The sequence below is a fragment of the Roseateles sp. P5_D6 genome (assembly GCF_054049415.1).
Window position 1 is genome coordinate 1 of sequence record NZ_JBFUMK010000044.1, and the last position, 10476, is coordinate 10476.

At 68.8% G+C, this 10476-nt stretch carries 8 protein-coding genes; 4 read left to right on the top strand and 4 right to left on the bottom strand.

Going from position 1 to position 10476, the window contains the following annotated elements; all coding sequences use genetic code 11:
• Positions 1 to 247, top strand: a 247-nt coding sequence (locus ACXJKM_RS29810) for an integrase core domain-containing protein (protein ID WP_457356630.1), incomplete at its 5' end; no start/stop codon positions are given.
• On the opposite strand, the gene ACXJKM_RS29815 is transcribed toward ACXJKM_RS29810, so the two are convergent.
• From ACXJKM_RS29815 to ACXJKM_RS29825, 3 genes are all read right to left on the bottom strand, one after another.
• The gene (locus ACXJKM_RS29815; RefSeq protein WP_457356631.1) at positions 244 to 3474 is read right to left on the bottom strand and encodes a ligand-binding sensor domain-containing protein; all 3231 of its coding nucleotides are present in this window, start codon (positions 3472 to 3474) and stop codon (positions 244 to 246) included. The two genes, ACXJKM_RS29810 and ACXJKM_RS29815, sit on opposite strands and share 4 nt — an antisense overlap.
• A 160-nt stretch (positions 3475 to 3634) precedes the next feature.
• Positions 3635 to 4411, bottom strand: a complete 777-nt coding sequence (gene cysE, locus ACXJKM_RS29820; protein ID WP_056196844.1) for a serine O-acetyltransferase — start codon at positions 4409 to 4411, stop codon at positions 3635 to 3637.
• 40 nt (positions 4412 to 4451) lie between these two features.
• Positions 4452 to 5189: an RNA methyltransferase gene (locus ACXJKM_RS29825; protein ID WP_082532618.1), complete on the bottom strand. Its 738-nt coding sequence runs from the start codon at positions 5187 to 5189 to the stop codon at positions 4452 to 4454.
• Between the two features lie 108 nt (positions 5190 to 5297).
• On the opposite strand from ACXJKM_RS29825, the gene ACXJKM_RS29830 reads away from it, so the two are divergent.
• On the top strand, positions 5298 to 6227 hold the full coding sequence (locus ACXJKM_RS29830) for an inositol monophosphatase family protein (protein WP_457356632.1): 930 nt from the start codon (positions 5298 to 5300) through the stop codon (positions 6225 to 6227).
• 226 nt (positions 6228 to 6453) lie between these two features.
• A complete protein-coding gene (locus tag ACXJKM_RS29835) occupies positions 6454 to 6768 on the top strand; it encodes an energy transducer TonB (RefSeq protein ID WP_056196838.1) in 315 nt (104 codons plus the stop codon).
• 86 nt (positions 6769 to 6854) lie between these two features.
• On the opposite strand, the gene ACXJKM_RS29840 is transcribed toward ACXJKM_RS29835, so the two are convergent.
• Positions 6855 to 7925, bottom strand: coding sequence for a porin (locus ACXJKM_RS29840; protein WP_457356633.1), 1071 nt, complete (start codon positions 7923 to 7925; stop codon positions 6855 to 6857).
• A 363-nt stretch (positions 7926 to 8288) separates the two neighbouring features.
• Between ACXJKM_RS29840 and mutS the strand changes: the two genes are divergently transcribed.
• Positions 8289 to 10476: DNA mismatch repair protein MutS (mutS, locus tag ACXJKM_RS29845; protein ID WP_457356634.1), on the top strand; the 2188-nt coding region annotated here is incomplete at its 3' end.

A 10476-nucleotide genomic window follows, 5' to 3' on the forward strand; every position in this document is an offset into this window, starting at 1 on the left:
GCTTGGCATCAAGCACAGCTTCACCAAGCCGTACTGCCCACAGACCAACGGCAAGGCCGAGCGCTTCATCCAGACGTGTCTGCGGGAGTGGGCCTATGGTCGCGTCTGGGCCAACAGCGGTGAGCGCACGGCCTGGTTGCCAGCGTTCCTGACCTACTACAACGCTCGACGGCCTCACTCCGCTCTTGGCTACAGCCCTCCTGCCTCCCGGCTCGGTGGGTACAACCTATCGAAACTCAACAGCTAGCCTTCGACCGTTCCTGGCTCGGCCAGCGCCGCGGCCACGTCATCCAGGCTGCGATTGCTGCTCAGGCCGAACCCGCCCACGACGCGCTGACCGGTGGCGCCGCGCCCCTTGGCGGTGTGCACGCCAACCCAGGCATTGCGGCCGGCGCGCTTGGCGGCATAAAGCCCAAGGTCGGCCAGGTTGACGACCTGCTGCCAGCTGCGTGCCTGTGGCCGCGCCGGCTCGAAGGGCACGCAGGCAAAGCCGACGGAACAGCTGACATCGAGGCGGCCGCCGTCGTCGAGCTCAAACGGCGTGGCGGCGATGACGGCGCGCATGCGCTCGGCCAGCTCCTCAGCGCGCAGGCGATCGGTGTCGCGCGCCACGGCCAGGAATTCCTCGCCACCCCAGCGCACCAGGTAATCGGACTCGCGCATCACCGAACGCAGCCGGGCGCCGAACTGCACCAGCACCGCGTCGCCCGCGGCATGGCCGTGCCGGTCGTTGATGCGCTTGAAGGCATCGATGTCGAGCAGCAGGAAGACGTTGTCCGTATCCAGCGGCTGGCCCCCGGCGGCAAGCGTCTCCTGTGATCGGCGCAGGCTGGCTGCCAGGTCCTGCTCGATGTGGTCACTCAGGAAGCGGCGGTTGTGCAGGCCCGTCAACGGGTCGGTCACGCTGCTCAACTGAAGCTGCTCTGATTTCTCTTGCAAAGCGTGGTGCATCGCCCGCAACTCGACCGTGCGCTCGCGCACCTTGTGCTCCAGCTCGAGCTGACGGTGGCGCAGCAGCCGCGTGCGCCCGGCCACCGCCGCGAGCACGAGCAGGCATAGCGCAAACACCAGGGCAGCGCGGAACCACCAGGTCTGGTGCCAGGCAGGCCTCACCGTCACCGCCAGGGCCAGTTCGCGCTCGCCCCATTGGCCGTCGCGGTTGGAGGCGCGCAGGCGCAGCCGGTAGTCACCCGGTGGCAGGTTGGTATAGGCGGCCACCCGGCGCGCCGCGTCGGCCGCCATCCAGCTGGCATCGAAGCCTTCGAGCTTGTAGGCATAGCGATTGCGTTCCGGCGCCGAGAAGTCGGTGGACGCGAACTCCACGGCCAGGCTGTTGCCGTCGGCCGGCACGTCCAGCAGCGCCGTACCACCCGGGGGCAGCGCCACAGAGCGCCCGCCGATCTGCACGTCCGCCACCAGCACGTCGGGCCGGTAGGTCCAGGCCTGCAGCTTCTCGGGCAGCACCACGGTCATGCCGCCGGCACCGCCGAACAGCAGCTCGCCGCGCTCGGTGCGCGCTGCCGAGCCCGTCCAGTAGGTCGGGAAGACCACGCCCTCGGCCCGGCGCAGCGCGCGCGCCGTCATGCGGGCCGGGTCGATACGCGCCAGACCGTTGTCGGTGCTGGCCCAGACCTGGCCCTGCAGGTCCGGCAGCAGCGCGTTGACAGTGCCGTCCGGCAGGCCCTGGGCAACGCCCACGCGCAGGATGGCTTCACCCTGGCCCGGCGCCGGCAGCACATCGATGCCGCCGCCATAGCTGCCCACCCAGAGCCGGCCTTCGGCATCCAGCATCAGCGCCGTGACGAAGCCGGCCGACAGGCCGCGCGCCAGCGTCGGGCCGGCCGGGTATTGCACGACACCACCGCTCAGGGGATCGACCCGGTTGAGGCCGTTGCGCGTTCCGACCCACAGCTCACCCGCCGCGCCGCGGGCCAGCACCATGATGCGCTGGTCGGTCAAGCCCGGTGCCGGGAGGGTGACGGGCGCGGCGCTGCCGCTGGCAATGTCCAACCGCCACAGGCCGTCGAACTGGCCGCCTATCCACAGCGTGCCGCCATCGACCAGCAGGGCCCAGGTGGATGCGGCAGGGTTGCGGCCCGCCAGGCTCACGCGACGCAAATGGCGCCCATTCGCATCGCAGCGATAAAGACCGCGCTTGGTGGCGACGAAGACGCTGCCATCCGCCACGCGCGCCATGCCCAGCACGATGTCCGGCGGCAGCGCGGCCTCGGGCCGGCTCGCATCGGGCCGCAATGCACCGGCGCGGGCACCGGTGGCGTCGAGGATGTCGATGCCGCTCTTGTGCGTGGCCAGCCACAGGCGGCCCTCGGGCATCGGCAGGATCCAGCTGATCTCGGCGCTGATGAAACGGGAGTCGAGTGCATCGCCAACCTCGGCGCTGGCGCCCAGGCGGGTCAGCACCCCGCCCTGGCGGGGGTCGTGGCGACTCAGGCCGCGGTTCGACGCAGCCCAGATCAGCCCGGACCGGTCGCGGTAGAGGGTGCGCAACGCGTTGTCCGCCAGGCTGACCGGCCAGGCCGGCACGTGGCGGATGCGCCGGCTGTCGCGCCGCTCGACGTCGACGGCCACGACACCCTGCCCCAGGGTCGCCACCCACATCTCCCCCGGCTGTGTCTCGAGCAGGCTGGTGATCTGGCTGTTGCCCAGCAGGTCCTCGTTCGCGGCGACGCCGGCCTCCCGCATTTCGACGGCTGGCGCCTCGCCGTTGTCGGCGAGCACGAAGACGCCATCGTGCTTGCCGCCGGCCCAGATGCGCCCGGCGCTGTCCTGGGCCAGGGCCTGGGGCTGGACGACGCGGCCCACCGCCAGTGGCACGGCCTGCAGCGGCGCGCCCGCGGCCGCGCGGCGGAACAGGCCCGCGGCGCTACCGATCCAGAGCTGGCCGCGGCGATCAAGCAGCAGGGTCCAGACCTGGGTGCCGGCACCGGCCGCCCAGCCGCCCACGGTGCTGGCACGCTCGATGCGCCCGCTGTCGGGATCCAGGTGGTCCAGGCCGCCGTCGGTCACGACCCACAGCCCACCCGCGCCGTCGTCGGCAATCTGCCGCACGCTGACATGGCTCAGGCCCGCGGCGCCACCGACCGGGATGGCGATGAAACGGTCCGTCGTCGGGTCATGCCGAAGCAGCCCTGCCGCGCTCGTGCCCACCCAGAGCCGCCCCTTGGCATCGCCATGCAGGGACTGCACATAGTTGTCCGGCAGGGCGCCGGGGCGCTGCGCATCGGCCTTGTAGACCTTGAAGTGGTAGCCGTCCCAGCGCGCCAGACCGCCGAGCGTGCCCACCCACAGAAAACCCTGGCCATCTTCGGCCACGGCCGTCGCGATGGCATTGGGCAAGCCCTGCTCCTGGCTGAGATGCTGGAAGCTGATGTCGGCGAGGCTGGACCAGCGCTTGGGCGCCGGTGCCGCAGTTGCCTCAGCCAGGCAGAGGGCCATGATCAGGCACAGCGCCATGCGCCAGCCAGTGGAAAGCCGCAGTCGTAACTCGCGCAGGAACACAGCAGGCCGACACAGGGCGGGCCATCGCGGCCCGGAACCGGCGATTCTCATTCACGCCGGGCCGGCCGGCGGCAAAGACGTGGCCGGCTGACGGTCTATTTCGCCGGCGCGGCCGCTACTTGACCAGCCGGTTCATCTGCGCCGCATCGAAGGCCTCGTCGCGCTGGGCGTCATCGGGCACGCAGTCACCGATCGGCCGGCCGGCCTGGGTCGACAACTTGCAGACCGCGCTCCAAAGCAGCGCGATCTGGTGCTCGTGGCCCGAGGCGCTGTCGATGAGGCCGCGCATGGCCATCGCGACCGGGTCGTCACCCTGGGTCACGCCATAGGCCGAGAAACCCATCTTGGCGGCCGCCTCCTCGCGGGCCTGTTCGCTGGCGGCCTCGATGATGCGCGCCGGGTTGCCCACGGCTGTCGCACCTGCCGGCACCGGCTTGGTGACGACGGCACCTGAGCCGATGCGCGCACCGGCGCCGACCGTGAAGCCGCCCAGCACGCTGGCATTGGCGCCGACGATGACGCCCGGGCCCAGGGTCGGATGGCGTTTGGCGCCTTTCACGAGCGAGGTGCCGCCGAGCGTGACGCCCTGGTAGATGGTGCAGCCCTCGCCGATCTCGGCCATCTCGCCAATGACGATGCCCATGCCATGGTCGATGAAGACCTTGCGGCCGATGCGCGCACCGGGGTGGATCTCGATGCCCGTCAGAAAGCGGCTCCAGTGCGAGACCCAGCGCGCCAGCCACTTGAAGCCACGCTGCCAGAACCAGTGAGCACGGCGGTGGAACATCAGCGCATGCAGGCCCGGGTAACAGGTCAGCACCTCCCACGCCGACCGGGCGGCCGGGTCGCGTTCGAGGATCAGGGCGATGTCTTCGCGCAGGCGCTGGAACATGGTGCAGCCAGGGGAGAAAGGCAGGCCAGTTTAGGTGGGGCTACTTTGAGCCTGCTGGCACTACGGTCTTCTGCATCTGTCGCGCAATGCCGCGCAGGATGTGGATTTCCTCGTTCGTGAGCCCGGCGCGGTTGAAGAGCTGGTTCAGGCGGGGCATCAGCTTCTTGGGCGCCGCGGGGTCGAGGTAGTCGATGTGCACCAGCGCTGCCTGTAGATGATCCAGCAGGCCCTGCACGGCACGCGCGTCGGCCAGTTGCGGGTCAGGCGTGCGCGCCTGCACACCGAAGCCGCCGAGGGCCTGGCGCAGGTCGTAGGCCAGCAACTGCACGGCCTGGGCAAGGTTGAGCGAGCCGTAGTCTGGATGGGTCGGGATGCTCAGCACCGCATGACAGCGGTAGACGTCCTCGTTGCTCATGCCGTAGCGCTCGGAGCCGAACACCAGCGCCAGGCGGGGCGCGGCCTCACGCGCGGCCAGCTCGCCGAACAGTGCACGTGGCTCACGCGTCGGCGGGCCAAAGTCGCGCGGCGTCATCGCGGTGGCGCAGGCGAAGTCCACGTCGTCCAGCGCCTCGGCCAGCGTGGGCACGACGCGGGCGCGTGCCAGGATGTCGGCCGCGCCGCTGGCCATGGCCACTGCCTCCTCGTGGCAGAGCACGTCGGCAAAGCGCGGCGCCACCAGCACCAGGTCCTGGAAACCCATCACCTTCATCGCCCGCGCCGTCGCGCCGACGTTGCCGGCGTGGCTGGTGTTGATGAGAACGAAGCGTGTGGATTCCACGGGTTTGTACGGAGGCTGCGGCTAGAATCGCGCGATTATCCGGGCCGCCTCCATGGGTCCCGCCGCTCTTTCCTCCCGTCAGCCCCTTCTTCCCAGCGAGTGCCACGCATGCTGCAAACGTCTCACCATCCCATGCTCAATGTCGCCATCAAGGCGGCGCGTGCGGCTGGCGCCATCATCAACCGCGCCTCGCTGGACCTCGAAGCTCTGCGCATCAACACCAAGAGCCCGAACGACTTCGTCACCGAGGTCGACCACGCCGCAGAAGGGGTGATCATCGAGACGCTGCTGGGTGCCTACCCGGACCACGGCATCCTCGCCGAAGAGTCGGGCCGCACCCACGGCGCCAAGCATTCCGAGTTCGTCTGGATCATCGATCCGCTGGACGGCACCACCAACTTCATCCACGGCCTGCCGATGTACTGCGTGTCCATCGCGCTGGCGCACCGCGGCGTCGTGCAGCAGGCCGTCGTCTACGACCCGACCCGCAACGACCTCTTCTACGCCAGCAAGGGCCGCGGCGCCTTCTGCAACGACCGCCGCCTGCGCGTGTCCAAGCGCACCCGCATGAGCGACGCGCTGATCGGCACCGGCTTCCCCTTCCGCCGTGGCGACAACTTCAAGCGCTACGTGAAGATGTTCGAAGAGGTCATGCAGCACTGCGCCGGCCTGCGCCGCCCGGGTGCCGCGGCGCTGGACCTCTGCTATGTCGCCGCCGGCTATTACGACGCCTTCTTCGAGACCGGCCTGCAGCCCTGGGACGTGGCGGCGGGCTCGCTCATCATCACGGAAGCCGGTGGCCTGATCGGCAACTTCACGGGTGAGGCCGACTTCCTGCACCAGCGTGAAGTGGTGGCCGGCAACCCCAAGATCTACGCGCAGCTGGTGACGATGCTGGCGCCCTACACCCGCGTCATCAAGGAAGAAGAGGCCGCAGCGCCCACGCTCAATGGTGATGCAGCGTCTGCGCCGGCCGAGCCGAAGAAGCGTGGCGCCGTGCGCATCAAGAAGGATGAAAGCGGCGACGCAGCACCCTGATCAGCGCCACCAGTCCCCTTCGAAGCCCTCCTCGCGAGGGCTTTGTCATTTCCTGGCCGTGAAGGAGTTGGCGACAGCGGTGACCAAGGGCTAACCCGGTCATGCGTGCGTGACTTCTGCACGGCCGCACCCCTTACCCGTGGGGGGCGGACTCGCCAGAATGCGTGCTGCAACGCGGCCAGAGCCGCTCTGTTCCCCCAATCAAACCGCCCGAAAGACGCTACTGATGTTTGCCCGCTCCGCTGTCGCTCTCGCCCTCGTCGCCGCTGCCTCCCTGGCCCACGCCGATGCCAAGGTTCTGAAGAAGGTCGCTCCCGAGTACCCCAATGAGGCCGTCAAGAAGAACATCAGCGCCGGCAGCGTGCGCGCCAAGATGACCATTGCCGGCGACGGCAAGGTCTCGGATGTCGCCATCGTCGAAGCCGAACCCAAGCGCGTGTTCGACCGTGCCGCCACCGAAGCCCTGAGCCAGTGGAAGTTCGAAGGCACCGGCGCCGCCCAGACCCACGAAGTCAAGCTGGTGTTCAAGTCGGAAGATTAATTAGACGCTTCGCTAGCCAAGCGCTTCGCTGAATCAACAAGGCCCGCGTTGCGGGCCTTGCTCTTTATGGGTGTTTCTTGCGCCGCTCAGAAGCTGTGGCGAACGCCGAATTCGGCACCGCTGCAGTTGCCGCCCGGCACCGTCGTCGCCATGCCCACGTTGAAGCGCACGCCAGTGCCCTTGTTGTCGGCGCGGGCAGCGTTGCCATACAGCGCGGTGCGCTTGGACAGGTCATGCACATAGCCGAGCGCGATATGACTCGCGTCGCTGGCCACGCCCTTGGCGCTCAAGGTCGTGTAGGCAAAGCGGACCTCCCCCTGCGGGCCCACCTGCCACCGCGCGCCCACCATGCGCGCCGTCGTCTTCGTCGTGCCGACCTTGTTCTCGCCCCACAGTCCCATCAGCTTGACCGGGCCCAACTGCCAGGCCGCACCGACATTGCTCTGCTTGTAGTCGCCCGTCGCGTAGCGGGTGCGCGTAATCGCGACCGCGGCGTTGAAGGCCTCGTTGCGCCAGCCGATGCGCATGCCCTGCAACTGGCCGTCCCTGTGCGTCGGGCCATCGCCCTGCTCGCCCAAGGCCAGCATCACGTGGGCATAGACACCACCCAGGCCCGGCGGCAGGAAGTAGCCGATGGAGTTGGACGCCCGCGCATTGGTGCGCGGCGTCGTGCCATTGGCGGGCGCGGGATAGAACAACAGCCCCGAACTGGCGACGCCATTGGGGCCGAAGGGATGCATGGTCATCGTCAGGTTGATGAAGGACGGCACATAGTCGCGGCCCAGGCGCAGTTCGCCCCAGTCACCGGACAACTGCACCGTCGCGCGGCGCGCCCAGGTCAGGCCGCCGCTGATGGAGTCCTTGTTGTTGGTGCTCGTCGCACCGCTGCTGCCGTCGTCCACCAACAGGGCCGACTCCAGCCAGAAACCAACCTTGAGCCCGCCGCCCAGATCCTCGCTGCCACGCACGCCCAAGCGGCTGGAGGCGTTGCCGTCGCTGGTGACCAGGTGGCGCTTGCCGACACCGTCGGCCTTCAGCTGCTGTACGCCGATGTCCATCAGGCCAAAGAGCTGCACGCTCCCCGCCTGCTGCGCCTGCACGCCCACAGCCGCAGTGGCCAGGGCCACAAAGCCCACCCTCCAACGTCCTGTCTTCATGGCGGTCTCCATGTGTTGTTGTGCAGGATCCGGGGCCCACCCTGGTGGGACGGGTATTCATAGCACCAAATACACCGCCACAGCAACATAAAACATATCGGTAGGCATCGTTCGCCAGCGCTCGTTCCGTGGGTGACTGATGGCGCTTTGTCCGTCGCGAAGGCCGATTCCAGCGCTCCAGCGGTTCGCCCTTGTCCAGACGGAGGTTGGCAGCCGGCGCGCCTCGTCGGCAAGCCAGGAGCACAGCGAAGGCTCCGTGGCCGTCGACCGCTCAACCGACGGGCCAGCCTACTTGGCCGCCGCGTAAACTGTCGCCCATTCTGAAGCCCTCCGCCGGGGGGCTTTGTTATTTGCTCGACGCCGATGACCCAGCCCGCTGACTTCAGCGCCCACACGCCCATGATGGCCCAGTACCTGGGCCTGAAAGCCGACTTCCCGGACACGCTGCTGCTGTACCGGATGGGCGATTTCTACGAAGTCTTCTTTGATGACGCGCGCAAGTGCAATGCGCTGCTGGACATCACGCTGACGCAGCGCGGCCAGAGTGCGGGCCAGCCCGTCGTCATGGCCGGCGTGCCGGTGCATGCGCTGGAGAGTTATCTCGCCAAGCTCATCAAGCTGGGCGAGGCGGTGGCGATCGCCGAGCAGGTGGGCGAGGTCGGCGCGAGTAAGGGGCCTGTGGAGCGCAAGGTGGTGCGCGTCGTCACGCCCGGCACCATCACCGACACCGAGTTGCTGGCCGACAAGCAGGACGCCGTGCTGCTGGCCGTCGCCGGCCACGGCCGCCGCCATGGACTGGCTTGGCTGTCGTTGACCCAGGGCGAGATCGGCCTGGCCGAATGCAGCGACGTGGAACTGCCCGCCTGGCTGGCCCGCCTGTCGCCAGCCGAGGTGCTGGTGAATCGCGAGCAGCAGCCATCGGGCGTCATGAAGGCGCGCTTCCCGGTCACGAACCGGCCGAGCTGGCAGTTCGACGCCGCTTTGGGCCAGCGCAAGCTGTGCGAACAACTGGCCGTGGCCGGCCTGCAGGGCTTCAACGCGCATGAGCTGACGCTGGCTCACGCGGCCGGCAGCGCTTTGCTGGCGTTTGCCGAACACACCCAGGGCCGGGCTCTCGCCCACGTGCGCTCCCTGCGCGTGCAGCGCAGCGGCGAGCTGCTGGACCTGCCGCCCGCCACCCAACGCAACCTGGAGCTGACGCAGACGCTGCGCGGCGAATCGTCACCCACCCTCTTCTCGCTGCTGGACACCTGCAAGAGCGGCATGGGCAGCCGCACGCTGCGCCAGTGGCTGCTGCACCCGAAGCGCGACCGCGCAGAGGCCGTCTCGCGCCACGACGCCATCGCCGCCCTGCACGACGAAGGCTTCGAGCCCCTGCGCGAAGCGCTGAAATCGGTCAGCGACGTCGAGCGCATCGCTGCCCGCATCGCGCTGCGCCAGGTGCGCCCGCGCGAGCTGACCGGCTTGCGCGCGACGCTTCAGGTGCTGCCGCAACTGCGCGCTGTGACACCCGCCGCGTTGCGCGACGCCAGCCTGAACCCGCCCGCCGACATCCAGGAACTGCTGGAGCGCGCCATCGCGCTGGAGCCGGCCATCCTGACGCGCGATGGCGGTGTCATCGCCGACGGCTTCGACGCCGACCTGGACGAGCTGCGCGGCATCCAGCAGAACTGCGACGGCTTCCTTCTCGACCTCGAAACCCGCGAACGCGCCCGCACGGGCATCGCCAACCTGCGCGTGCAGTTCAACCGCGTGCATGGCTTCTACATCGAGGTGACGCAGGGCCAGGTCGACAAGGTGCCGATGGACTACCAGCGCCGCCAGACGCTGAAGAACGCCGAGCGCTACATCACGCCGGAGCTGAAGGCCTTTGAGGACAAGGCCCTGTCCGCCAACGAGCGGGCGCTGGCGCGCGAGAAGCTGCTGTACGAGCAGGTCATCGACGCCCTGATCAGCCGCCTGGAGCCGCTGACGGCGCTGGGCCGCACGCTGGCCGGTCTGGACGCGCTGGCGGCGCTGGCCGAACGCGCCGTCACGCTGAACTGGTGCCGGCCGGAGTTCGTCACCCAGCCCTGCCTGGAGATCGAAGCCGGCCGCCACCCCGTCGTGCAGGCCCGCCTGCACGAGACCGGCGGCACGGAGTTCATGCCCAACGACTGCAAGCTCGATGCGCGTACCAAGCTGCTCGTCATCACCGGCCCGAACATGGGCGGCAAGAGCACGTTCATGCGCCAGGTGGCGCTGATCGCGTTGCTGGGATCAATAGGCAGCTATGTGCCGGCGACGAGCTGTCGCCTGGGGCCGATGGACGCCATCCACACCCGCATCGGCGCGGCGGACGACCTCGCCAACGCACAGTCCACCTTCATGCTGGAGATGACCGAAGGCGCGGCCATCCTGCATTCGGCCACCGACCAATCCCTGGTGCTGATGGACGAGATCGGCCGCGGCACGTCCACCTTCGACGGCCTGGCACTGGCGTCGGCCATCGCCAGCCACCTGCACGACAAGACGCGCGCGTTCACGCTGTTCGCCACGCACTACTTCGAGC

Bases quoted from the DNA above. Each gene is read 5' to 3' on its own strand.
- ACXJKM_RS29815 (WP_457356631.1), bottom strand. From the start codon at position 3,474: ATGGCGCTGTGCCTGATCATGGCCCTCTGCCTGGCTGAGGCAACTGCG.
- cysE (WP_056196844.1), bottom strand. From the start codon at position 4,411: ATGTTCCAGCGCCTGCGCGAAGACATCGCCCTGATCCTCGAACGCGAC.
- ACXJKM_RS29830 (WP_457356632.1), top strand. From the start codon at position 5,298: ATGCTGCAAACGTCTCACCATCCCATGCTCAATGTCGCCATCAAGGCG.
- ACXJKM_RS29835 (WP_056196838.1), top strand. From the start codon at position 6,454: ATGTTTGCCCGCTCCGCTGTCGCTCTCGCCCTCGTCGCCGCTGCCTCC.
- ACXJKM_RS29840 (WP_457356633.1), bottom strand. From the start codon at position 7,925: ATGAAGACAGGACGTTGGAGGGTGGGCTTTGTGGCCCTGGCCACTGCG.